This window comes from Lawsonibacter asaccharolyticus, assembly GCF_022453915.1.
GTDB lineage: Bacteria > Bacillota > Clostridia > Oscillospirales > Oscillospiraceae > Lawsonibacter > Lawsonibacter asaccharolyticus.
In genome coordinates this window covers 2,544,823-2,568,271 of the sequence record NZ_CP091870.1, presented here as the reverse complement: position 1 = coordinate 2,568,271, position 23,449 = coordinate 2,544,823, and the positions used below count along the sequence as shown (strand labels likewise).

At 53.6% G+C, this 23,449-nt stretch carries 22 protein-coding genes and 1 pseudogene; 14 read left to right on the top strand and 9 right to left on the bottom strand.

From position 1 onward, the window contains the following. Window positions 1–2: 2 nt before the first annotated feature. From L9O85_RS15235 to L9O85_RS12330, 3 genes and pseudogenes are all read right to left on the bottom strand, one after another. Window positions 3–98 (bottom strand): annotated as a pseudogene (locus L9O85_RS15235) (helix-turn-helix domain-containing protein); the annotation flags it as partial. A gap of 224 nt (window positions 99–322) precedes the next feature. Next, complete coding sequence (locus L9O85_RS12335) at window positions 323–712, bottom strand: helix-turn-helix domain-containing protein (protein WP_108980585.1); 390 nt, start codon at window positions 710–712, stop codon at window positions 323–325. A gap of 261 nt (window positions 713–973) precedes the next feature. Next, on the bottom strand, window positions 974–1,231 hold the full coding sequence (locus tag L9O85_RS12330) for a helix-turn-helix transcriptional regulator (RefSeq protein WP_108980586.1): 258 nt from the start codon (window positions 1,229–1,231) through the stop codon (window positions 974–976). A gap of 119 nt (window positions 1,232–1,350) precedes the next feature. Here L9O85_RS12330 and L9O85_RS12325 point away from each other — a divergent pair, with 119 nt between their 5' ends. The 10 genes from L9O85_RS12325 (at window position 1,351) to L9O85_RS12280 (ending at window position 10,927) form a co-directional block, all read left to right on the top strand. Then, entirely contained in the window at window positions 1,351–2,466 is a 1,116-nt protein-coding gene (locus tag L9O85_RS12325) for a hypothetical protein (protein ID WP_301578765.1), read from the top strand. A gap of 1 nt (window position 2,467) precedes the next feature. Continuing rightward, window positions 2,468–2,713 carry an AbrB/MazE/SpoVT family DNA-binding domain-containing protein gene (locus L9O85_RS12320; RefSeq protein WP_301578764.1) on the top strand — a complete coding sequence of 82 codons (246 nt, stop codon included), beginning with the start codon at window positions 2,468–2,470 and terminating at the stop codon, window positions 2,711–2,713. An 85-nt stretch (window positions 2,714–2,798) separates the two neighbouring features. Then, window positions 2,799–3,728: a LysR family transcriptional regulator gene (locus tag L9O85_RS12315; protein ID WP_301578763.1), complete on the top strand. Its 930-nt coding sequence runs from the start codon at window positions 2,799–2,801 to the stop codon at window positions 3,726–3,728. Window positions 3,729–3,929: 201 nt separating this feature from the next. Next, a complete protein-coding gene (locus L9O85_RS12310; RefSeq protein WP_108980590.1) occupies window positions 3,930–5,240 on the top strand; it encodes an SLC13 family permease in 1,311 nt (436 codons plus the stop codon). A gap of 99 nt (window positions 5,241–5,339) precedes the next feature. Continuing rightward, complete coding sequence (locus L9O85_RS12305; protein ID WP_301578762.1) at window positions 5,340–6,080, top strand: SDR family NAD(P)-dependent oxidoreductase; 741 nt, start codon at window positions 5,340–5,342, stop codon at window positions 6,078–6,080. 11 nt (window positions 6,081–6,091) lie between these two features. Continuing rightward, on the top strand, window positions 6,092–6,889 hold the full coding sequence (locus L9O85_RS12300) for an SDR family NAD(P)-dependent oxidoreductase (protein WP_157954714.1): 798 nt from the start codon (window positions 6,092–6,094) through the stop codon (window positions 6,887–6,889). Window positions 6,890–6,903: 14 nt separating this feature from the next. Continuing rightward, the gene (locus tag L9O85_RS12295; protein WP_108980593.1) at window positions 6,904–7,626 is read left to right on the top strand and encodes an SDR family NAD(P)-dependent oxidoreductase; all 723 of its coding nucleotides are present in this window, start codon (window positions 6,904–6,906) and stop codon (window positions 7,624–7,626) included. A 17-nt stretch (window positions 7,627–7,643) separates the two neighbouring features. After that, window positions 7,644–8,459: an SDR family NAD(P)-dependent oxidoreductase gene (locus L9O85_RS12290; RefSeq protein ID WP_256183052.1), complete on the top strand. Its 816-nt coding sequence runs from the start codon at window positions 7,644–7,646 to the stop codon at window positions 8,457–8,459. 28 nt (window positions 8,460–8,487) lie between these two features. Then, the gene (locus tag L9O85_RS12285) at window positions 8,488–9,336 is read left to right on the top strand and encodes a sugar phosphate isomerase/epimerase family protein (protein ID WP_108980595.1); all 849 of its coding nucleotides are present in this window, start codon (window positions 8,488–8,490) and stop codon (window positions 9,334–9,336) included. 187 nt (window positions 9,337–9,523) lie between these two features. Then, on the top strand, window positions 9,524–10,927 hold the full coding sequence (locus tag L9O85_RS12280) for an MATE family efflux transporter (protein ID WP_301578761.1): 1,404 nt from the start codon (window positions 9,524–9,526) through the stop codon (window positions 10,925–10,927). A gap of 288 nt (window positions 10,928–11,215) precedes the next feature. On the opposite strand, the gene L9O85_RS12275 is transcribed toward L9O85_RS12280, so the two are convergent. Together L9O85_RS12275 and L9O85_RS12270 are read right to left on the bottom strand one after the other, a co-directional pair. After that, a complete protein-coding gene (locus tag L9O85_RS12275; RefSeq protein ID WP_301578759.1) occupies window positions 11,216–12,943 on the bottom strand; it encodes a phospho-sugar mutase in 1,728 nt (575 codons plus the stop codon). An 18-nt stretch (window positions 12,944–12,961) separates the two neighbouring features. Beyond that, window positions 12,962–13,648: a Crp/Fnr family transcriptional regulator gene (locus tag L9O85_RS12270; protein WP_108980598.1), complete on the bottom strand. Its 687-nt coding sequence runs from the start codon at window positions 13,646–13,648 to the stop codon at window positions 12,962–12,964. A 163-nt stretch (window positions 13,649–13,811) separates the two neighbouring features. Here L9O85_RS12270 and L9O85_RS12265 point away from each other — a divergent pair, with 163 nt between their 5' ends. Genes L9O85_RS12265 through L9O85_RS12255 form a run of 3 tightly spaced genes read left to right on the top strand, consistent with a single transcriptional unit; the run spans window position 13,812 to window position 16,491 of the window. Further along, on the top strand, window positions 13,812–15,197 hold the full coding sequence (locus L9O85_RS12265) for a sodium:solute symporter family protein (protein WP_157954717.1): 1,386 nt from the start codon (window positions 13,812–13,814) through the stop codon (window positions 15,195–15,197). Window positions 15,198–15,236: 39 nt separating this feature from the next. Continuing rightward, window positions 15,237–15,680: a cytidine deaminase gene (locus tag L9O85_RS12260; protein WP_108980600.1), complete on the top strand. Its 444-nt coding sequence runs from the start codon at window positions 15,237–15,239 to the stop codon at window positions 15,678–15,680. Between the two features lie 4 nt (window positions 15,681–15,684). Next, window positions 15,685–16,491 (top strand): nucleoside phosphorylase, encoded by an 807-nt coding sequence (locus L9O85_RS12255; RefSeq protein WP_108980601.1) that lies wholly within the window; start codon window positions 15,685–15,687, stop codon window positions 16,489–16,491. 245 nt (window positions 16,492–16,736) lie between these two features. Here the strand turns inward: L9O85_RS12255 and L9O85_RS15230 are convergent, their stop codons facing one another. The 3 genes from L9O85_RS15230 to L9O85_RS12245 all read right to left on the bottom strand — a co-directional run bounded on the left by L9O85_RS15230 (window position 16,737) and on the right by L9O85_RS12245 (window position 18,242). Beyond that, window positions 16,737–17,018: an IS30 family transposase gene (locus tag L9O85_RS15230; protein ID WP_430688794.1), complete on the bottom strand. Its 282-nt coding sequence runs from the start codon at window positions 17,016–17,018 to the stop codon at window positions 16,737–16,739. Between the two features lie 574 nt (window positions 17,019–17,592). Then, window positions 17,593–17,766, bottom strand: coding sequence for a helix-turn-helix domain-containing protein (locus L9O85_RS15225; RefSeq protein ID WP_430688773.1), 174 nt, complete (start codon window positions 17,764–17,766; stop codon window positions 17,593–17,595). A 281-nt stretch (window positions 17,767–18,047) separates the two neighbouring features. Beyond that, window positions 18,048–18,242, bottom strand: coding sequence for a hypothetical protein (locus L9O85_RS12245; RefSeq protein WP_276756631.1), 195 nt, complete (start codon window positions 18,240–18,242; stop codon window positions 18,048–18,050). 1,264 nt (window positions 18,243–19,506) lie between these two features. Between L9O85_RS12245 and L9O85_RS12240 the strand changes: the two genes are divergently transcribed. Then, window positions 19,507–22,086, top strand: a complete 2,580-nt coding sequence (locus L9O85_RS12240; RefSeq protein ID WP_301578755.1) for an S-layer homology domain-containing protein — start codon at window positions 19,507–19,509, stop codon at window positions 22,084–22,086. Window positions 22,087–22,203: 117 nt separating this feature from the next. Here the strand turns inward: L9O85_RS12240 and L9O85_RS12235 are convergent, their stop codons facing one another. Further along, window positions 22,204–23,424, bottom strand: a complete 1,221-nt coding sequence (locus L9O85_RS12235) for a peptidase U32 family protein (RefSeq protein ID WP_108980606.1) — start codon at window positions 23,422–23,424, stop codon at window positions 22,204–22,206. Window positions 23,425–23,449 lie beyond the last annotated feature (25 nt).

Sequence of the window (23,449 nt, the reverse complement as noted above, 5' to 3'; positions counted from 1 at the left end):
CTAGGTATGGAACCGCGATGAAATATATTTGAAATTGTAGACATGGACAATTTGGATTCTTTTGCTAGGCGGTATTCGGACCATCCACGGCTGTTCATAAGCTCACGGAGTCGAAGAATAGTATCCAAAGATATCACCTCCTGGCCACAACTATTTTGACCTTCAAATAAGATATAAAATAAAACTATAAAGAGCTGCAATATAATACTCAAATGAGATATAATAAAAAAAGACAACAGAACTCTTGATAGGATGCAAAAAGTGTATCCCATTAAAGGGATACACTCAGTTTACATGGTGGGAAACTATATTGAATCATGGCCTACTTTATTTCCGGTCCCAAATAAGAAATATCCCGTTCTTTTGCTCTTATATAGTGGATACCATTGATATACTCTTTTAACAATCGCTCGGCACTATGCAACAACGGCTCATCAACAGATTCCAGAAGAGCGGTTATCGACTTAATATCGGAAGGCCCATGGATACCCCTTAATAAATAATCCGTTGTGGTACATAGGGCATCCGCTAACTTACATAAAGTTACATTTGAAACGCCCCGTCTGCCAAGTTCAATTTCAACTAAAAAATAATCGGAAATATCAAGCAATTCAGCTAAGTCTTTTCGAGATAAATTGAGTGCTTCACGCAGCTCTTTTACCCGCTGGCCCAGTTCAAGGTTTAATTCCATGTTTTGTCCTTTGTCAGCCAAAACAATCGTCCTTTCTTTTGTGTGGGGGTGGCAATTTATTTCCTCTTTGGTCTAAAATTTTTAGCACGGAATTCGCTTGTACTATAAGTACTATATTGTTTAAAGAATATCCCAAGGTAAGTAATTCGTATATTTTCTATATGTACTTGAAAAAATTGTACCAATAGATTAAAATGTATGTTATACTAAGGGAAAATATAAAAGTGTATCCTCTCGTTAAGAGGATACACTCAACTCAAGGTGCAGGACACTACATAATTTTTAAGAATCACCTTCGTCTTCAAATGAAAAGTCATTCAACTCAGGAAAGTCAACCAATTCGGCCAGAGTAAATCCAAACGCCAAGGCAATTTTATGGAGCGTTTTGATTTTCGGGTTATATGTCTTGCGGTTGACTAGATTATCAATCGTCGAATGGCTCACACCACTCATAATGGACAGTTGATATATAGAAATATCCCGTTGCTTACACAGTGATAGAATTCTGTTGACAATGATCTCAGAATAGTCGTCTTTCATAATGAACTACCTTGCTATCTTTAGGATATGCCATTGAATTTGACTTATCCATGATAGCAATAAAATTTGCCCACTATGCCCGTGCACGGGCACGGGGAGATAAAAAGAAGTGAGTGAGAATGAAAGTTTGCACTTTCTTAGGCGACCCCTTCCGTATATATGATGAGGTCACGCAGCGGATTGAGGAGGCCCTGGAGGAGATCCTGGCCGCTCACGGGGAAATGGAGCTGTATTTCCCCGGGTGGTTTGGTGAATTTCCGAGGGCCTGCGCGGCGGCCGCCCTGCGGGTCAAGGGGCGGCATCCAGACAGGATTGTCACCCTGACTCTGGCGGTCAGCGCCCAATGGCAGGAGGAACCAGCGGCCTGCTGCGTTTTTGACCGGATCATCCGTATCCCGGTGCTGGACAACAGCCCCGATATGGGCCGTCACAGGCTGCTCCAGGCTATCCTACGCCGGTGCGACTGCCTGATCTCCTATGTGTACCTGGAGCTGCGGGGGGAAGAGGCGCAGATCCTCTCCTCCGTCCGGCGCCGGAGGAGACTGACTGTGCTGGACGTCACCGACCCGGACACCGCCGCCTATCTGAAAGAGCGCATCCGGGCCCTGCCGCGGGAAGAGCGGCTGGTTTTCCAGGCCGGGGACCGTGTGCAGCGCCGGGCGGTCTCAGAAGAGCTCGGTATCTCCACAGCGTCCTTGTCCAAGATGGCGTACAAAACCCGGGTCGCCCTGCTGAAGCAGCTCATCGCCCGGTATGAGATGATGCGCCGGGAGGGGGCCCTCCCCCTGGTGGTGGGATTGATGCACCTGAAGGCGGGGCCGGACGTGGTGTTTGAAGTGATCGACCGTTTTCTCGCGTTGCTCCAAATGATCTGCTTCCGGCATAACGTCCGATTCCTGGTGGACGAGGCCACCTGCGCCCCGGTGTTCCCTGCCTTGCTGCGGTATCTGGCCCAGAACGGCAGAGGGGAAACGTGGATGGAGCTGGTCACGCCCAGGGGAGATGTGGAGCGGCGATACGCGGCGGCCTTCCATCAGGTAATCCATGGAGAGAGCCAGGCCGTAGCGGAGATAGCGGACGTCCTACTCTGCGGAGGGAGTATGGAGCGGACATCAGGCAACTGTCTCAGTGCGGAGGGGCATGTGGTACTGGACCTGGAAAACGCCCCGGAGGTGGTGAGTGTCCCCACCCCCTGGCTGCGCGGCGCTGCCCCGAAGGGCAGAGGGGGAGAATGAAATGAAGGATGAGAAGGCGGAAGTCTATATCCGAGTGCTGGATGACAACCACCGAGTATGTATCCCTATCCAGGTACGGCAGGAGATGGAAGTATCCCCCGGCTGTTCCATTGAATTTCTGGCGGATGGGGACAGGATCATACTGCGGAAATATGGACAGGAGGTGTCCAGCATCTTCTGGACGGTATGCGGGAAGTTTATGAATTTCAGGGGAAACCGGTCTGCTCCACCTGTTGGAACTGGATGATCCGGTTCTATGGGCCATCATTGCAGCATAAATAGGGTACAAGCCTGTCTGGGCAGCAGAGGACAGCTTAAGGGAGGGATCTGCAATGACTATGAACCAAATGCAGTATTTTTCCACGGTCTGCCGTTACCACAATATTACGACGGCGGCAAAGATCCTAATGATCTCTCAGCCGGGACTCTCCGCCCGCCTCTCAGAACTGGAGGCGGAGGTGGGAGTGAAGCTGCTGGAGCGCACCTCCAAGGGGGTATCCCCCACAGAGGAGGGAGCCCGGCTCTTAGCCCATGTTGAGGCTGTCCTGGGGCGGTATCGTCTGCTCCAGAACGACCTGCCGGCCATTGCCCAGGGCCGCAGCACAGTCCGGGTGGGCTTTCGCCCCTACTCCGGCGAGGCGGAGATGATCCAGCTGTGCCGGGATTTTCAGCAGTGTTTCCCGGAGACCAGAGTGGTGTTCAACGAGATGCGGAATGTGACCCCATCCCTGTTTCTGGATGAGGACCAATTTGACTTTCTGGCTACTACTATGCGCCTGCTCCCTCCGGACTGGCAGGAAAAATACGGGTACTGCGTACTGGGAGAGATGGAGGAGGTCAAGCTCTACTGTCATGCCATGAATCCGCTGGCCAAGCTGGGAGAGATCGGGCTGGCGGAGCTGGACCGCTGTCCCATCGCCTTTTGGGACGGGCACAGGGAGGTACTGGAACGGCTCAGGGCGGCGATGGACAGCAGGGGCTGTGTATTGAACCATGTAGCCACCCTGCCCCAGTTGTCCGGAATCGCCAATCTGATCTGCAACGACGCCGCGGTGGGGATGCTCAACGGGGACTTTGTGGACCATATCGGCATCATACACGGCTGCCGCCTCAAGCAGGAGCTCTCGTCCGTGTTCCTGAGCGGCGGTCCCATCCAGCTCTATCTGGTATGGAAAAGATCCTCGGAGCGGTATGAAAACATGAGAAAATTCATCGAGTTTGCCCGGAAGCGGTCCAGGCAGCAAAAATGGCCCATAGGCTGAGTCGCCATAACCTCAGCTTATGGGCCATTATTTATCGGTATTTGTGGTGCGTTCGTAGAAACGCTACAATAAACCCAACATATGTTAGAGCTCACTTGTGCAAGGAGACAAAGTGCGAGGCGGTGATAAACACACAGAGGTCAGAGTTGTCCCACTGAGTACCTTCCGAAAATCGAGAAAAAATGGGAGTGTGTCAGAACTATGACTGTTCAAATCGGTATCGTCCTTTTAACCTTTGTAATATTCGTCGTCCTAATCCTGAGTAATAAAGTGAAGATAGACCTGGCCGCCATGGCGATTCCTATTATTCTGGAGGTCACACAGATCCTGGACTTCGGGGAAGCATGGTCCGGCCTGGTGAACAACTCGGTCATTATGATGGCATCCATGTTCGTAGTGGGGGCCGCCGTGGGCAAGACCTCCCTGCTTGGCAAGATGACCGGCGTGCTGATCAAGCCAGGGGCCTCCGACCTGAAAATCATGATCGGGATTGCGATTCCGATCTTGTTCCTGGGCAACTTCGTTAACGGCGTCGCGACCCTGACCATCGTCATTCCCATGATTGTGGGCATCTGCGCGGAGCAGCAGCGCCCCATCAGCAAATTCATTTACCCAGCCTGCGTACTGGCCCACATCTGGCCTGGCTTTCTGCCCACAGGCGGCAATGCGGCGGGCTATCTGCAGTATAATACGATCCTTGAAAATCTAGGCGGTGTCGGAACCTTTGAGTTCTTCAGCATGATGATTAACAAGATCCCCATCGAGATCATCGTGATTCCCTTTGTCATCCTTGTCACGCTGAAAATGGCTCCGGATCTGGGTAACATCCCCAGCAAGGTGGAGGGAGCCGCCGCGAACCAGGCAGTTGCGGAAAACAAGGCCAAGGCATCCTCCACAACGATGACTCCGGCGCAGGAGAAATTCACGGTGTTTGTCTTTATCGCCTGTGTGGTGGGTATCGTCACCTGCGCCCTGACAGGGTTGAGCACATGGTACCCTGCCACCATCGCCGCCTTTGTCCTGACCGCCTCCGGAGCCATGAGTATCAAGGAATCCCGGGACGCCATGACGACGCCCGTAATCTGGATCACGGTAGGCACGCTGCCTCTGGCCACGGCGCTGAGCAAGACCGGCGCGGACCAGCTGATCGCAGAGGTGTTCCACCAGCTGACCGGGGACCTGCCGCCCATCGCGATCATGGTCTCCATGTACATCGTCTGCATGCTCTTGACCCAGTTTATGTCTAACCTGGCCGTGGGTAGCGCGTTCCGCACCCTTGCGGCGGTCATTGCAGTACAGTTTGGTTATGACGGCCGGGCCATGATGATGAGTGCACAGGAGGGTGCCTCCAACTGCTTCATGCTCCCTACCGCCACTCCTGCCATGATGATGGGATATGAGGCAGGCGGATATCGGATCAAAGACTTTGTCCGTATGGGCCTGCCCATCACGATCCTGATGACCATTATTTTCTCTATTTACACGCCCTATATGTTCCCGCTGATCCCCTGAGTGGGGGAAATCGATAGCCGGAATTCCATCCGGGATCGCAGCGAGGTCCCGGATGGATTCCGAGATACCGGCAGGCACCGGATTTTCAGGAGGTAATTTATGCGGTTTGAGAATCAAACAGCGGTGGTAGCTGCCTGCGGCTCTGACGCAGGGGCTGCTTGTGCTTTGAACTACTTGCAGCAGGGCGCAAAGGTTGCGCTGTACTATGATGAGGAGGCCCGGCTCTGGCCATTTGACCAGATCAGCGTAGAAGAGAGATCCAGACTGCTCACCATCCAGATCAGCGACTTCCGGGACCATGAGGAGCTGAAACGGGCGGCGGACCAGGTGAAGGAGAAGTTTGGGACCTGTGATATCGTTGTGACCGCGGTCACCACCGTGCCCTCCAAGCCCGCCTACGACATGGATGAGGAGGAATATGACCGTGTCATGAAGACGATCACCAACGGGAGCCTCTATACGATCCAGCCGCTGATGCCCATGATGATCGAAAAAAACTACGGGCGCATCGTGTTGGTCTCCAGTATTGCCGGGCGCACAGCTATCCCCGGGGTCGCACCGGTCTACGCAGCCGCCAATGCGGCGCTGTGTGGGATGGCACGCAATATCGGGTGTACCATGGGAGTGCATTTTATCACTGGAAACGCGGTGGCGGTTACCGCATTGGAAGACGGCTCTTACCGGACCGGCGGCACGCCGGAGCCGCAGGGTATCCTCCCGGGGCATGAGCTGTGTCAGCTGAACGATGTGGCTGGGGCTGTGGAATATCTCACAGCGCCTCTGGCCTCTTGGACCACTGGTGAGACATTGGACCTCAACGGCGGATATTTCATGGTATAGGAGGGGTGGTCTTGAAAAAGTTACAGGATAAAGTGGCGGTCTTTGTGGGCGGCGGCTCTGCGGTTGCCACCATTGCGCTGAAGCACTTTATGGACGAAGGGGCAAAGGTGCTCCTTGTGGATGTAGATGAGAAGTATTTTGACCGTAGCAGACAGCTGCGAGATGAATACCCGGAGCGAATCCGCACCTTTATCGGGGCGTGCACCTGCCAGGGAGATATGGAGCGTGCGATGGCATTCGCAGAGCAGGAGTTTGGCGGGATCGACATCCTGTGCAACTACGCCGGATTCCACGGAGGCGGCGACATTACGACGGTCCTGAGGGAACAGTGGCGGATCGCCATGGACGTGACCTGCCTGGGGATTTATCGGGCTGTGCGCGCTGCCTATCCCTATATGAAGAAACATCACTATGGGCGGATCATGAATTTCGCCTCCATAGGTGGTCGGGCCAACCGGGGCGTACCAGTCACCTATGCCGGGTTCAAAGCGGCGGCCATCGGCCTCACAAGGGCGTTGGCTCTGGAATTGGCAGCCGACGGCATTACCGTAAACAGTATGGCGCCTGCTTCACTGGACACTTCCGCCTTTGAACGCATCCCGGAAAAGGACTCGATCCCCATGCAGCCTCCAAAGGGGGCGTTGAAGGGAGGACCAGGAGCCACGAGAGGCGGCTCGTTCCTGCCAGACCGCCCGGTCGCGACCCTGGATGAGATCGCCCATGTCATCGTGTTTATGAGCAGCGACGATTCCGCCTTTTTGACCGGAGACTGTCTGGATGTCAACGGCGGACAGTTCATGCAGCCATAGAGGGGGGAAAATTTATGAGATTTCAAAATAAAATTGTGGTGATCGCCACGTCTGGCGGTTCTATTGGAATAGAATGTGCACGGATGCTGCAGGGTGAGGGAGCCAAAGTGGTGTTTCTCGTCTCAGACAAGTCTGAGACAGCGGGAATGGTGGAGTCTGATACCTGCAAGATCGTATCTGTGGATCGTTTCTATGACGAAGCGGAGATGGAGGTCAAAATACGGGATGCTCTGTCAGAGTTTGGAGCAGCGGATCTTGTGGTAACCTGCCTCGCCGCACAGCCGCCCGCATTTGTATGGAATGAGATACCGGAGGATGAGGCGCATAGATACTTTGATGAGATCATGACAGGTGTGCAGACTGTTCTGAAATACACAGTCCCCGCCATGATCGAGCAGGAGAGCGGAAGCGTTGTTGTGGTGGAGAGCATCTGCGGACGTACTGGAGTGAAGGGGGAGAATGTGATGAGTGCCGCCGCGCATGCGGGGCTTGGCGGACTGATCCGTAATATGGCTACGGTTTTTGGCAAGCATAGGATCACCGTAAACGGTGTAGCTGTGGGCCCAATCAAGGGAGAGTACGCCGAACCTGCGGTAGAGAAAAATGCGGGGCCTGTGCTGGGAGTGAAAGGAACTGGAGCGGATGTGGCCAATGCAGTGATGTACCTGGCTGATCCTGCGGTGTTCTGGAATACGGGCGAGATCATAGATCTCAATGGCGGCCGGTTTGCGATTTGAGGAAGGAGGGGAACATTTTGAATCGTTTGAACAACAAGGTAGCTGTGTTCATCGGCGGCGGCTCTTCCGTCGGCTCCGTGGCCTGCAAAACATTTTTGGAGGAGGGGGCTAATGTCGTCCTGGTGGATATTGACGAAAAATATTTTGAACGGACCGCCGAACTGAGAAATCAGTATGGTGAGGACCGGGTCGTGACATTTATTGGCGCCTGCACGGAACAGGCGGACATGGACGAAGCTATAAGGTTTGCGGTGAATCACTTCGGAGGCGTGGATATCCTTTTAAACCTGGCTGGCTTTCACGGAGCAGGCTGGGTGGACGCTATCCTGCCGGAGCAGTGGGACCGGGCGATGGATGTGACCTGTACAGGGGCATACCGGGCCGCCCTGGCTGCAATGCCCTATATGAAAGAGCAGCACGGCGGACATATTATCAACTTCACTTCATTGGGCGGACGGGGAAACCGGATGGTGGCGATCTCCTATGCCAGCTCAAAGGCCGCATGTACCGCCCTGACCAGGGCTCTGGCTATGGAGTTGGCACCCTATGGAATCAATGTGACTGCATATGCCCCTGGAACGCTGAATACAAAGCAGTTTGAGCGGATCGCAGAGAAAGGGTCCATTCCCTTCAAGATGCCACCGGGCGGTGTGCCGGGTATGCCAGGATACCAAGGACCTGACCTCTATAACGGCCAATCTGTGATCGTGGACCGGCCGGTAGCAAATCTGGATGAAGTGGCTGCGGCACTGGTCTATCTTGCCAGTGAAGAGTCCCGATATTTGACCGGAGACTGCTTGGACATGAACGGTGGAATTTTGATGGCGACCTAAACCCTTTTGTGAAAGGATATGTGGTGGTATGAAAAAATTATGGAAAGGTATGTTTATGACCCCGCATCTGTGGGAGAGCATCTATATGGCCCACCGGGCCGGATATGACGGATGCGGTGCCATGATCCTGCCCAGGGGAGGGAAAGGGCCGCTTCATGAGCTGCTTGCGGAACCTGGCCTGTGGAGTCGGGTGCAGACCGCCTTGGATGAGACAGGCCTGTTTTTGGACGGCATTGGAAATTGTATCATTGACGATCCGGCTAATGTTCATCCTTACGGCATGGGAATGTCTCCAGAACCGGATGATTTGCGAGACTATTTTGAATTTGCGGGAAAACACGAGCTGGGAGGGGTGCAGACCAGCGTCTGGACCACAAATCAGGACCTGGCAGTGGAGCGGTTTGACCACCTGTGCGCTGTTTGCGGAGAGTATGGACTGACCGTCAATTTGGAGTTTGTTGCCTGGGGGATATGCGACGATTTGCAGAAAGCTAAAGACCTTTTGAAAATGGTTGGGCGGTCAAATGCCCGGATTACTCTGGATATCATGCATCTGTATTATAGCAGCGTTACACCGGAAGAGATAGCCGCATGCCCTCCGGAGCTGTTCGGGGAATTTCATCTGTGTGATGTCCCACACATCACGTTCCCTGATGGTCACAGGGAACTGGCTGCCGAGGGACGCAGTTACCGCCTGTGGCCGGGTGAGAGCGGGCTCGACCTTACAAAGTGGCTGGAAGTGATCCCGGATACGGCGGTAATCATGCCGGAGATCCCCAACCAAGACCGAAACGCACTTTATGGCCAGTTTGAATATAACTGTCGTACTTTGGAGGAGTGCAAGCGCTATTACAGGGCTCATGGGATCAGCCTCTGAATGATAAGAGGCTGAGAAAAGGGGCGAGCAGAATGACAGATGCCTCAATGAAGCGGTAGTTTGGGCCGCCGCTTCATTGAGGCGTGATTGCTATTATGAAAGGTAAAGTTGTCCAAAGGGTATGGTGCAGTACATTTTGTGCACCTCCAAATGGAGTGTAGCACAGGAAAGAGATGATGAAAAGGATATGGAAGGACAGGAGGAGCAAAAGGAAAAAACTTCGAAAAGAAAAACGCTGATAAAGGACCTCACGGAGGGGAGCGTACCTAGAGAGCTGATGCTCTTTGCGCTGCCGCTTGCCCTCTCAGGTGTCCTTCAGGCGGTCTATAATATGGTAGATATGGTGGTTGTGGGGCGCTGTTTGGAAAGCGCAGGTGTGTCAGCGGTATCCATTGGCGGCGATCTGATGATGGTGCTGACCTTCGTAGCAATGGGATTTTCCAATGCAGCACAAGTGATCATTTCACAGTATGTCGGTGCAAACCACCCCGAAAAGGTTTCCAAAATGATTGGGACACTCTTTACCTTCTTGGGTGGGGGCGCAATTGCTATGACTGTGATATTTCTGCTGTTGCGTAACTCTATTCTTGTATGGGTCAAGACGCCGGCAGAATCCTGGGACTATACGATGGACTACGTTGTTACCTGTATGATAGGATTGGTCTTTATCTACGGTTATAACCTGGTCAGCGCCATTCTGCGCGGCATGGGGGATTCCAGACACCCGTTTTTATTTATTGCAATCGCCTCCGTCCTGAACGCGATTCTGGATGTTGTATTTGTGGTGTCCTGGGATATGGAGGTGTTTGGAGCAGCCTTGGCCACCGTGATCGGGCAGGCAGTCAGCTTTCTCTGTGCCTTGATGATCTTGTACCGGAGACGGGCGGAGTTCCTATTTGACTTTAGACCGAAAAGTTTCCGAATTACAAGAGACACATTGCTTCCACTGATCTCACTGGGGATCCCTATGTCAATTCAATCCGCTGCTGTCAGTATTTCCAGGGTGTATGTCAACTCTTGGGTCAACTCCTATGGGGTGATTGCCTCGGCAGTCTCCGGAATGGGACATAAACTGGAGATGTTCAACAACACCATTGTCCATGGTTTTACAACAGCGGGGTCCTCCATGGTGGCACAGTGCATTGGTGCAAAAAAATACAAGAGAGTCACCGAAGTGATCCTGACGCTCCTGGCGATCAATGGTGCTGCCAGCGGCGTATTTATCCTGTGTACGGTCTGCTGGCCTCGGGCGGTTTTTGGGATCTTCCTCAGCGAGCCGGAGGCGCTGGATATGGCGGTGACCTATGTGCCCGTGGCGGTGGTCTCCTTTATTGGCTCGATCATCCGGCCGTCCATGCTTTCACTGATTAACGGGTCTGGAAATTCCAGGTTGAACCTTGCTGTGGCACTGTTGGATGGAGTCATTGTCCGGATAGGGTTGGCGTTGCTGCTGGGCCTCTGCTTCCATCTGGGAGTTTACGGCTTCTGGTATGGCAATGCCTTTGCGGGCTGGGTGCCCTTCTTCGTTGGGACGATCTATTATTTCAGTGGCAGCTGGAAGCGGAGTGGCCGGTTGCTTAGAAAAGACTGAGCATCGTGTCTGGAAAAGTGAAGAGAAGGCCCCATTTGAAAAAGCAGGCTGACCTGAGTTCAGGCCAGCTGCTTTCATAAAAAATTAAAATTAATAACTGCCTGAATTTATATTTTACAGACTTCCTTTTATCTCAAATTAAAATTAGCTGTGCATGTGAAAGAAATATCCTCTATATAGTTAGTCTTGCTTTGCGTTTAGCACTTACTCCAAATTGTAACCTATTCAAACTTTGTACTGGACAGAATCAATGGAATAGGAAGTGCCACACCCTATTTTCATAACGGCTCAGCGGGCAATTTCCAATCCGTTGATCCAGGACGCATACCGTTCCAGAAGCGCATCCCGTTTTTCAGGGGTATCGCCGCAGACCAGAATATAAAATTTGATTTTAGGTTCGGTACCAGAGGGCCGAACAACCAGTTCAGCACCGTCTTGTAGCACCAGCCGCAATACGTTGGAGGCTTGGGCGGGGGCAGAACGCTTTCGTTCCTTGCTCTGTTGGTCATCGGAGAGATAGTCCCGGACAGCAACCACCCGAGTTCCCAGGATCTGCTTCGGCGGCGCTTCCCGCAAGTGGGTCATAAAGTCAGCGATTTCCTTGGCTCCCGCCTGTCCAGTCCGGTAAAACTGCTCAGTCCGCTCACCGTACCAGCCGTATCGCGTATAGAGGGCTTGCAAGGCATCGTACAGAGAACAATTTTGCCCAGCGTACCACGCCGCCATCTCGCCAATCAGCATAGCGGTGGATACCCCGTCTTTATCTCTGACGTGGTGTCCAATCATGCAGCCGTAAGCCTCTTCGAAGGAAAAAATCACCTCGCCCGCCCCTGCCTGCTCCAGCTGTTCCATCCGCTGAGCAAGAAAGCGAAAGCCCGTAAAGGTATCATAGCACGCGATGCCGTTGTCTTGCGCTATGGCTCGGGCCATATCGGTTGTCACAATGGTTTTAAGGACAATTGCCTTTTGCGGCAGCCTGCCAGACCGTCTTTGGGCACCAATCAGGTAGTCAAGAAGGAGTACACCTGTCTGGTTGCCGGAGAGGGGGAGAAATTTCCCTGACGGTCCTCTCACCAGAAGGCCCACCCGGTCACAATCCGGGTCGGTTCCCAAAATCAGGTCCGCGTTTTCTCTGATGGCAAGTTCTGCTGCCCGGGCAAAGCTCTCCGGATATTCCGGATTGGGCGATTCCACTGTAGAAAAATCCCCATCCAACACCATTTGACTGGGTTCGCAGAGCAGTCTCTGCAACCCCGTCCGGCACAGGATTTCTGGTACCAGCTGGTATCCGCAGCCGTGGAGGGGCGTATACACGATTTTGACTTTCTCTTTATCAGCTTCCATCCCCGGCCAGACAGTGGACAGCTCCTCCACCGCTTTTAGATATGCCTCATCGCAGGACCGTCCCAGCAAACAAATCCGTCCCAGCTCAATCCCACGCTGAAGATCCATACGCTTTGGCCCAGCAAACACATCGATTTCTTCAAGCCGTGCGGAAACAGCCATCGCCGTCTCTGTCTGTAGCTGGGCCCCATCACACCAGTACGCTTTATATCCGTTGTATTCTTTGGGGTTGTGGCTGGCCGTGATATTGATGCCTGCCAGGCACCCATAGGCCCGCACGGCAAAGGAGAGCTCCGGAGTTGGGCGAGGGCCGTCAAAGAGATAAACCGTTATGCCATTGGCAGCCAGTACCTCTGCGGCCGCTTCGGCAAAACGCCGGCTGTTCTTACGCCCATCCATGCATACCGCGGCCTTTCGGTCCCCGACCCAATCAGACTCGGCACAGATTACCTCGGCAAATCCCTGGGTCACCCACCGGACAACATGGACATTCATATGGTGTAGACCCACTTTCATCGTCCCGCGAAGTCCGGCGGTACCGAAAGCCAAAGGGGCGCAAAAACGCTCTCGCAGTTCCATCTTGTCCTTCTGAATGGCCCTCAGCTCTTCCTGTTCCTGTTGGGACAGGGCAGGCGCGTTCAACCACTGCTCGTAAGCTGTTTCCCAACACATTCCTTCTCTTCCTCCGTTTCAATACCGCTGTTCCAGCATAGTTCGTAGGCGCTGTACGTCCTTCGGCCAGATGAGAACCCGCTTCCGACCTATGGTGACCAATTTTTCCTCTTTCAGCCTCTTCAGAACTCGATTTACCGACCGCTCACTCATCCCGGAAAGAAAAGCCAGTTCAAAGTGGGAATAGTGCAGAGCCAGCATGCCGCCGTGCTCCGCCCGATCCGGCAGATAATCCAGTATGGTCTTAGTCAGGCGGTAGATGGCATCCTCATATTTTTCCGTGCCAAACCTGCCCGCCATTTTATACGCCTTTTGGGCGATGTGAGCTACCACATGATCCCGAAATAGCTTATCGCAGTCAAACCAGTATTGGAAAGACTCCAGATCCAGCTCCGCCAGTGTCACCGTGGTCTTGGCAATCACCGACGAGGCATACTGCTTCACCCCGGAAAAATACTCTATGTCTCCCAAAAGGGTCAAGCTGCGCTCATTGGTGTAGCCGAACTCTTTCCCATCGGAAAAGGAGTTGACCACGTGTATCTCTCCCTGAAGAAGGATATCGATCGCATTCAGATTGCTCCCCGCCAGCACTAAAACCGCCTTAGCTGGTACTGTCCTCAGGTGCATCTTCTTCCATACATAATCAGGTGGCTCAAAGCCAAAGGGACATAAGAACTGACGTATCGTCTGATTATCATGTTCCATCTCATACACCTCTTTTATAGACAGCGCTGTAGGCAGTGCTCTCTATTTCTTTTATGATAGCATAAATTAAAATTTTAACTATGACGCATGTCATAGTTTTTAAAAGTGTGTTTGTGTAAAATAAACATGCCGGCAAGAATTTTTGATGAAAGGAATGTTAAAAATGAGTGCATTAGACTGGTTGGTAATTCTTGCCTATCTCGCTGTAATGCTTTACATTGGCTATCATTCCATGAAAACAGTCAAGACGGACGAAGACTTTGTCCTCGCCGGACGGAACGTAGGCAACATCTATATTATTCTATCGCTCTTTGCCTCTTTCACTGGCCTGTCCGGTCTGTTCGGTACCCCCCAGTATGTATATGAATATGGAATTGCCGGTTGGTGGTGGTGGGCTACTTTCCCCATTGGTGTGTTTATTATGGGTATGACCATGGCAAAGCTGCTTCGTCGAAGAATGCACGTTACTCTTCCCGACGTAGTGGATGTGAACCACTCCTCCAAGGCTGTCCGTGTGGCTGCCTCCCTAGTGACCGTGTGGAATTATCTGGCTTGGACCGCCGGTCAAGTGGCGGGGATTGTCCTGGTCATCACCACCTTTACCGACCTGAACGGAACTGCCGCCGTGATTGTGGCCTATATCATTATTGTTCTCTTCACGCTGCTGGGCGGTTTCCGGGCGGTAGTGTATACCGATTCCCTGCAGGCAGTCCTCTTTCTTGTGGTCCTGGGCCTTGTTATCCCTGCGGTACTGCTGCTTCACTACGACGTGCCAGAGGCCCTGGCTCAAACCACTTCTATCGACGGATTTTACAAGCTTTTTGGCAGTGTGCCCGCCGGAACTATGATTACCTGGTGGCTCCTGGCTCCCGCCGGTTTTATTGATAACATGGCCTTGCAGCGGGTATTTGCGGCCAAGGACGAGAAATCCGCCAAGGGCAATATCACTGCCGCTTTCCTGCTGATGATTATCTTTGGCCTGATCCTTATGTTCATCGGTATTATGGCCAGATTTATTTTGCCTGCCGGCTCCGATCCTGCCAGCGCTATGCTCAATCTTTCCCAGCTGGTCCTGCCCAAGGGGATGCTGGGTTTGCTGGTGGCCGCCTTTGCCGGGGTGGCTGTTTCCACCGCCAGTTCTACCCTTCTGGTATGTTCCTCCACCCTGGAGCAGGATGTCTACTCCGTCCTGCGAAACACAGGAAAGGAAAAGCCGGCCTCTTCTTTACTGGTCAACCGGCTGTTTGTGGTGCTGGTAGGACTGATCGCCCTGGTACTGGCTCTGAAAGTACCCAGTGTCACCCAGATCCTGATGTATGGCTATTCCGTCTATGTCCCCGGTCTGCTTCTGCCCGTCATCGCCGGTTCTTTCCACTGGAAGCTTTCCGACCGCGCCATGTTGCTCACCATTGTCTCCGGCGTACTCACCGCTGTCATTCTCATTCTGATGGGGGAACCTTTCCCCGGCTCCCTGGGCGGCCTGATCGTCTCCGCCATTCCTTTCTGCATCGGACTTTGGAACGGCAGGCAGCGGGCGGAAGTCCACTGACCACACCGGTCGTCCCGATTAGTAGATAGGAGGATTTTTATGACCATCACTACATTTGACAAGCTCTCCCCACAGGACCAAAGCCTGGTTCGGCTGGCTATGCAGTACCGGGACAACGCATATACCCCCTACAGCCACCACCAGGTAGGGGCCAGCGTCCGTACAGCTTCCGGCACCTGCTACGGTGGGTGTAATGTAGAGGTTATCTCTCTCCAGACCACCTGCCACGCCGAGCGCAACGCCGTGATGAACATGGCCATCCACGGTGAACGGGTGATTGACACACTGGTATGCTACGGCCCCTATTCCGGCGTTCCCTGTGCTGAGTGCCGCCAGGTTATTTGGGAGTTTTGCGACAATAACCCAGATGTGCGCATCATCGGTGCCACCACAGAAGGGGAAATTGAATTGATGACCATTGGGGAAATATACCCCTATCCCTACGGCCCCGCTACAAAGGGCATTGACTGCAAGGAGTATTAATACTATGTCTCATCTGGAAACCGAATTTCCCCGCCCCAAAGCGGAGGAATATCACATTCAGCTCCATCCCGGCGATATGCCCAAAGGTGTGCTGCTTCCCGGCTCTCCTCAGCGGGTTGACCTGGTACTCGACGTGCTGGAGGAGGGAGCCTGTCTGAAATATAACCGAGAGTTCCGCTCCGCCCGTGGCCGATATCAGGGTACTGAAATTGGCTGTGTCTCCACTGGCATCGGTACTACCAGTGCAGAAATCTGTATCCACGAGCTGTGCAACATTGGGGTGGAAACCGCCATCCGCATCGGCACTACCGGCTCCATCAGCCCCCGCTTTGCCCCGGGAGACCTGATCATTCCAGTGGCTGCTATCCGGGCTGACGGTACCAGCGATTGTTATATCGATCGAAGCTTTCCTGCTGTGGCTAATCTGGACGTGGTAAATGCTCTGGGCGAAGCCTGCGAGCATCTGGGATTTCGTTACGGATATGGAATCATGTACAGCCCTTCCTCCCTGTATATCGGCCAGGGGCGAAAACTTAGCGAACAGGGCTATTGGCCCTCCTCCGCCCAGCACTTAATTGACGATCTGCGCCAAGCACGTGTGACCAACATCGATACAGACTCAGCCGGACAATTTGTGGTGGGATACCTCCACAATATGCGTATGGCCTCCATTCTCTCTGTCATTACAAACCGCCTAGACAACACCTGGTCCACGGATGACAGCAGCGAGCGTCGGGCCTGCCGTGCTGCCTGTGAGGCTCTGCACATCCTGCAGCAACGGGACCGGCATAAAAGTTCTTTCCGCCTGTAGTCAGCTGCATCTTCCCCGCCACATACAACAGTTGTGCGCTGAAGCATTTATTTGCTTTCGTTTTGCTCAGGCTAACGCTGAGAACCATCTAAAGCATTGAAGAAAAACTCGGCGGAGTAGAGCATTCCAACCTTTTCTAAACCACTTGTTGAGATTTGCAGCAGAATATTTAGCTTTCTAACAATGGTCGAGCATCTGTAAGACTGGCTATATAGAAGTCAAACCTAAAAAGGCAAGTTATCAAGTCAAGTGCAACAGCGTCGAGAAAAATATCTCAGCCGGGAACGACAGGCAAGGCATTTTCGAGGGCACAGATTTAACAGGAAAATGAAGTGGTCAATGGTATCCAGTAAAACAAGAGCGAAATCGGAACCTTTGGGCAGGAATTCACGGAGCAGGCCATTTGTATTTTCATTGGTGCCGCGTTGCCGTGGAGAGTGAGGGTCGGCAAAGTAAAACGGGACATTGCTGAGAGCATTAGAGACATCCTGATAGAGTGAGAACTCAGCCCCACAGTCAGGCGTGATGCTTTCACCGTGTTTGGAGGTAAACTGCCAAGCAGAACAGTCATAGTGTCACGGGCTGCCTGCGCTATTCCTCGGGGCAACTTGACGGCCAGGGTTAAACCTAGATTCCCGTCTACCAGAGATAAGAGACATGCTTCTCCGCGCTTGCCCACAGCGATATCCGACTCAAAATCTCCCAATTCGCTGCGGTCATTGGCTGCGAATGGGCGGTCATGTATCCGGCATCACAAAAATGGGGGCCTTGCCGGCGTTTATCCCACTTCTTACCTCGTTTTTCCCCTTGCGTCGAAGATGATAGGCGAGCGCCTGCTTTTTACTCCTGCTGATTGCCCGCTTGTTCCAGTCAAATACCCAGGCTTTGAGCGTGCGATAGATGGCCGCATAGCCGATCTGTACCTCTGCGGATTCCAACTTCAACCGGTTCGATAGTTGCTCAGGAGACCAATGGCCCTCTTGAATGAAGCGGCGAACATACTTCTGTTTTTCGGGATCACAAAGAATATGTTTCCGACCCTTTCATCTTTTTTCATAGTTCCTCTATGCCTGTGATGGGCTATATGGCTGCCGTACCTGCTTATTTTTTCAGTTCCCGACTGATCGTTGACACAGCACGCCCAAGTTCCTGGGCAATCTCACATAGCTTCGCCCCCAGTCCTCTTGTCAGGCATAGTTTTTCCCGTTCTTCTATGCTAAGATATCTATAGTGGCTCAGGGCTAGGCCTCCTTCTTGGTTGTTCGCAAACACCATTTTGGGAGTTCTTCCGCCTTGAGTCACTTCTTTTTTTGCTGCACTTGTATCGTAAACTTAAGACTCACATCTTGGAGACAAAAATGTGGTTCTTCCCCTTCGCCAAAATGAGGTCAGGATCAAGGCGTAACCATTTCTTCAGCAGCTCCATATCGCTCAGAAGCTGCTCCTGCAAGGCAATGGTTGACGTTGCGATTACGACTGGATGAAAGGTTTTGGAATTGTAAAGCAAAATGGGCATCAGATAGGCAAAGCTTTTTCCTATCCCAACGCAGTCTCAATCACAACATAACGCCGCTTTTAATTGCGTCCGGCACGTCGAAAGCCATGTCCTGCGGCCCCTCTCGCTGCTGAATGCCGAGCCGGGGCGCGTCATCCCAGAAGAATTTTATGACGCTTTCGCTGATATATAATATCTTAGAGGCTAAATTCCTCTTTTTGTCTTCTGACGGATCAAATGCCGATATGTAGCTCAATTAGTATCCGACTCCTATCCCATATCTAACTTTTTAGATGATACAGATTGTTCTCGTAACATACGACCATCTTGCATTATTGCTTTTCTTAATAATAGTGCAGAATGAGGAAATGTCAATAAACAACTAGAAATGACCTGATCGAACTGGAGTTTCCAATGCGGCTGTAATAGAAGATTTTTGCTCTCTTCTTAGTTATTTCTATGGTCCTTGCCGACGGATTAAAAATGTTTTACCATCCTAATTTTACCACCGGTTCCCTGAAACAGGGGATCGGGCGGTGCTGTCAAATTCACAGGTTCTGCTTATCTGCTCCCCCATCATCAACATAAATAGCTACAACCCTGTTCCTCTCGAATACAGCAAAAGAACAATGACATGGTGCCGTAGTATCGTGCCGTTGTCTTTGCAGAATATGAAAAACTTCTTTATCAGGGTACGCCTTTTTGATCGCCTGCATTTCTTTTGGGCAAAAAGAATCACCAGCTTTGCTGGTAAGCTCCCTTCGTATGCTTTAGCAAAAAGCTGCGAGCGAAGCGAGTTGACAACTTACCAAGTGACAGTTATGAGGAAATTTGAAATAGAAGATAATATACCCGTTTGCGGGCGGCGGAGAGCAAGATGCAGGCGAAGGATATTCTATGCGTCTTGAGATGCCTGCCGGCGCCAGGCCCTTCCAGGGACTATTCAAGTCTCCAGCTTAGCCGGAGGTTTTGGCTCGCGTTTTACGCTTACGCTTGCCGAAACCTGCCTCAATTTGAGGTAGGATAATTTGAAGGCATCTATACAAAGCGGAAAGGGGAATAGAGGACTTTTTAATTTATATTGGGAAATACACCGGAACTTAACCACCTGCCGTCGTAATGCAGAGTGGAGCCACGAACAAAGGAAGATGAAACGGAGGAAAAACATGACTATACAGGGGATTGTCCAATATCAGGAGTCAATTTTTGAATCCTACTGCACAGCGTTAATCTAAAATGAGGGAAAAGACACAAGAGTAAGCCGCCCCAACACAATGTCAATCTCTCCATGCTGGCCCCCAACGAACAGGAGTATACAAGAGCCCAGAGCACCGATGACATTGGCAGCGTGACGTTTATCGCAGGTAAAATCATGTAAAAATGATATGAAACAATCGAAAATGCACATTAGAAAATAGAGGGTGGACATAGTATAATAAAAAAGAGAAAATATGAGAGGAAAATTATAGAAAATGACCAAAATGTGAAGGGGCAAACAAAAATATAAGGAGGTATCCGAGATGAAAAGAAAGATGCAGAGATTTGTGACTGTGTCCACTGCGGCGGCGCTGTCTCTGGCCATGGCGGTGCCTGGAAGCGCGGCGTATCAGCCGGAGCAGAAGTTCCAGGACGTGAGCTGGAGCGCATCCTACTACGAGGATGTGATGGACGCCAACTACTACGGCCTGATGGCGGGCGTGAGCGGGAAGACCTTCGATACGGAGAGCACCATCACCCGGGCCATGTGGGTGACGATGCTGTACAAGATGGCGGGACAGCCAGCGGTGCAGAGCAAGGACACCTTCACCGACGTGAAGACGGGCGACTGGTTTGCCCAGGCGGCCACCTGGGCGGTGGAGCAGGGGATCACGGCGGGCTACGAGGACGGAAGCTTCGGTGTGAACCAGACCATCACCCGCCAGGAGATGGCGGTGATGGCGTCCAAGTTTGCGGCGCAGTATAAGGACGCGGTGGTCAGCGCCTCTGCGAACCTGGCCGGTTACGCCGATGCCGGGGAGCTGGACAGCTGGGCCAGCGAGGCCATGTCCTGGGCACTGTCCAGCGGTGTGATGCAGGCGGTGGACGGCAAGCTGTCCCCCAAGAGCACGGTGAGCCGGGCCAACACGGCGGGTGTGGCGGTGCGGCTGTATGAGCTGGGCGGCGTGGATCTGGACACCATCACGGCGCTGGAGAAGGACTGGACCCAGGCGGCCCAGCTGCCGCTGACCGGCTGGTTCACGAAGAACATCGATGTGGAGGGTGACCGCCAGGTGACGGTGTACATCTCCGAGGAGGCGTCCATCCGCTCCTACTTCACCGTGATCGCGGTGCCCAATGGTGTGGATACCCAGCAGTTTCTGGAGGACGAGGGGTGGATCGACCTGATGGACCAGAAGGGCGAGGCTCTGTTCGTACTGGAGCCCGGCGCGGAGGGCTGGGGCAGCGCGGCGGAGGAGAAGGCCTACATGGACGCCGCCATTGCCTTCCTGAAGAGCGGCAACAACGAAGCCGGCATCAACGTGTTCTCCACCTTCGGAGAGTTTTATCTGGCGGGCTACGGCGAGGGTGCCGCTCCCCTGGAGGCCTGGGCCGCTGAGAATCCCATCTTTGTCATCAGCCAGGCTTTCGTGGACGGCGAGAGTGCCGGAGACGACTATCTGGCCAGCGTGAGCAGCAAAACGTATGACGGGAAGAGCGCCAATGGCGACATCACCGATGTGCTGGATAAGACCCTGAAGCAGGTGGGCATTGCCGGGGAGATCGCCCCGAAGGACGTGCCTGTGCCTACATGGCTGGCTGCCTATACCGGCAGCGACGCCCACTGGAAGACGGCAAACGACTGTGAGGCCGCAGCTGAGGGAGACACCTATTACCAGAAGCTGGATTCTGACGCCTATCAGACCGACTATGCCAACAGCCGTCTGGAGGCCGCCGGGGCCGACCACGGCATCTCTCAGGTGAAGGTGACCGGCAGTGCCGATGTGAGCGCCGCAGAGCTGTACGCCTGGATGGCCCAGTACACCCGGTATGATACGACCTTCGCATATTCCAATGCCATCGCCCAGCGCCTGGACTACACCTCCGCCCGGGTGGCCGCCCAGAAGCAGGCCAAGGCCGGACAGGTGCAGAAGACCCTCAGTGACGGGACCCAGATCCTGGCCCAGGAGGATGTGGCCATTGACGGCCACGGCACCGTCCAGGTGGGCGTGATCGCCTTCAGTGACAACAGCGGAGATGGGCTGTGGGACCCCCGGGAGTATATCATCTACGTGCCTGAGGGCTTCGAGGGCAAGGAACTGCCAGTGCTGATGATTTATCCCGGCAACACCCAGACCGACTCTATCTTCCTGGACTCCACTCTGTGGTGGCAGATCGCCGAGGACGAGGGGATCGTGCTGGCCTTTGTGTGCGAGACCTATAATGCCAGTCCGTGCAGCGTGTCCCATGCCGACTCCGACAAGTTCTACCACTCCCTGATCACCATCCTGGAGGAGCAGATCGACGGCAGCTATGCAGATCTGGACTTCACCCGGATCTATGGCTCCGGCCAGTCTGCGGGATCTATCGCGACTCAGGGCTTTGCGATGACGAATCCGGAGTTCTTTGCTGCTGTAGGCTCCACCTCTGCGATTCCTGTCCCGAGTGATGTCCCTAATTACGATAGCTATGACGTAAATATGAAGCTGACAGCGGAAGAAGCAGACGAAATGATACCGGTTATGCTGATTAGTGGACAGATGGATGTCAGCGATTTGGCAAACGGTTTTGATTCCGAAAATCTCAAGGGATGGGGTGGCTACATGCTGAGAGTGAACGGAATCGGTGAAGAACTGACTAGGGAAAATGCCAATAAAGTGACCAACATTGATTCCCGCCATCCAGAACTGTATACTTGGAGCAAAACAACTGATGGCAATGAGATTCCCATGGTTCAGTGGGCGCAGTGCCTCCTGCGTCCCCACAACTGCTATCCCTCTGATATGCCTATGCTGTGGGACTTCATGGAGCACTTCAGCTTTGAGAAGGCCGCGGACGGCACTGTGACCCGCTATTACAGCCCCTCCGCCTTTGAAAAGGACGATGCGGTGGCGCTGAACTGAGAGAAGCAAATTTTAAAAAGACAACGGTTCGCTTCCATCTGTCAGAGAACAAAAAGGAAAGCGCAGGGCTTCTCCCCACACGGGGAGAAGCCCTGCGCTCGTTTGCACAGAAAGAACTCAAGGGGTCAGGTCCGCCTGACGGCGCAGGATGGAGAGGGGGGGCACCGACTGGGGCAGCTGCATGCGGAAGCGCATCTGGGGCTTGCGGACCTGGGTAAGGGGCAGGCCGTCCTCGTCCCACAGCGCCGTGACCTCCAGAGGCTGGGGGCGGACGCCGGGGCCCACCAGCTCCAGCCGGTCGCCCAGGGAAAACTTGTTGTTCAGGGTGAGCAGGGCGCGGCCCTCCTGGTCACAGCTGACCACCTTTGCGGTGATCTGCCAGTCCCGGATGTAGCGGGAATCCTCTGTGAACTGGCCTGGCTGGCCGTAAAAGAAACCGGTGGAATAGTGCCGGTGGCTGATGTGCTCTACCTCATCCCGCCAGACGGGGTCCAGAGGCATGCCGCTCCAGGCGGCGTCGATGGCGTGGCGGTAAGCTCCGGTGACGATGGCGGCGTAGTAAGCTGATTTGGCCCGCCCCTCGATCTTGAGGGAGTCCAGGCCGGCGTCCATTAGCTCGCCCACGTGGTCGATCATGCACATATCCCGGGAGTTCATGATGTAGGTCTCCCCATTCTCCTCATAGACGGGGAAGTATTCTCCCGGCCGCTTCTCCTCCATCAGGGCGTACTGATAGCGGCAGGGCTGGGCGCAGGCCCCCCGGTTGGAGTCCCGGCCCGTCATGTAGTTGGACAGCAGGCACCGGCCGGAGTAGCTGACGCACATGGCGCCGTGGGCAAAGACCTCCAGCTCCAGCTCGGGGGGCGTCTTGTCCCGGATCTCCCGGATCTCGTCCAGGCTGAGCTCCCGGGCCAGGATGACCCGCTTGGCCCCCAGTTGGTGCCATGCCCGGGCGGACTGGTAGTTGACCACACTGGCCTGGGTGGAGATGTGCCGCTCCACATGGGGGGCGTGGGCGGCGGCCAGAGCCAGGGTGCCCACATCGGCCAGGATGATGGCGTCCACCCCCAGGCTGTCCAGATATTCCAGCCACTCCGGCAGGCGGGCCACCTCATTGTTTCGGGGCATGGTGTTGCAGGTAACATGGACCCGGATGCCCCGGCGGTGGCAGAGCTCCACCGCCTCCTTCAGTGCTTCCGGCGTAAAGTTGCCGGCAAAGGAGCGCATGCCGAAAGTAGTACCGGCCAGATAGACCGCGTCTGCCCCATAGGCGGCGGCCATCTGAAGGCGCTCCATGTCGCCGGCCGGAGCCAGCAGTTCGATCTTCTTTCGTTCCATCAGGATCAGCCTCCCATCAGAGCGG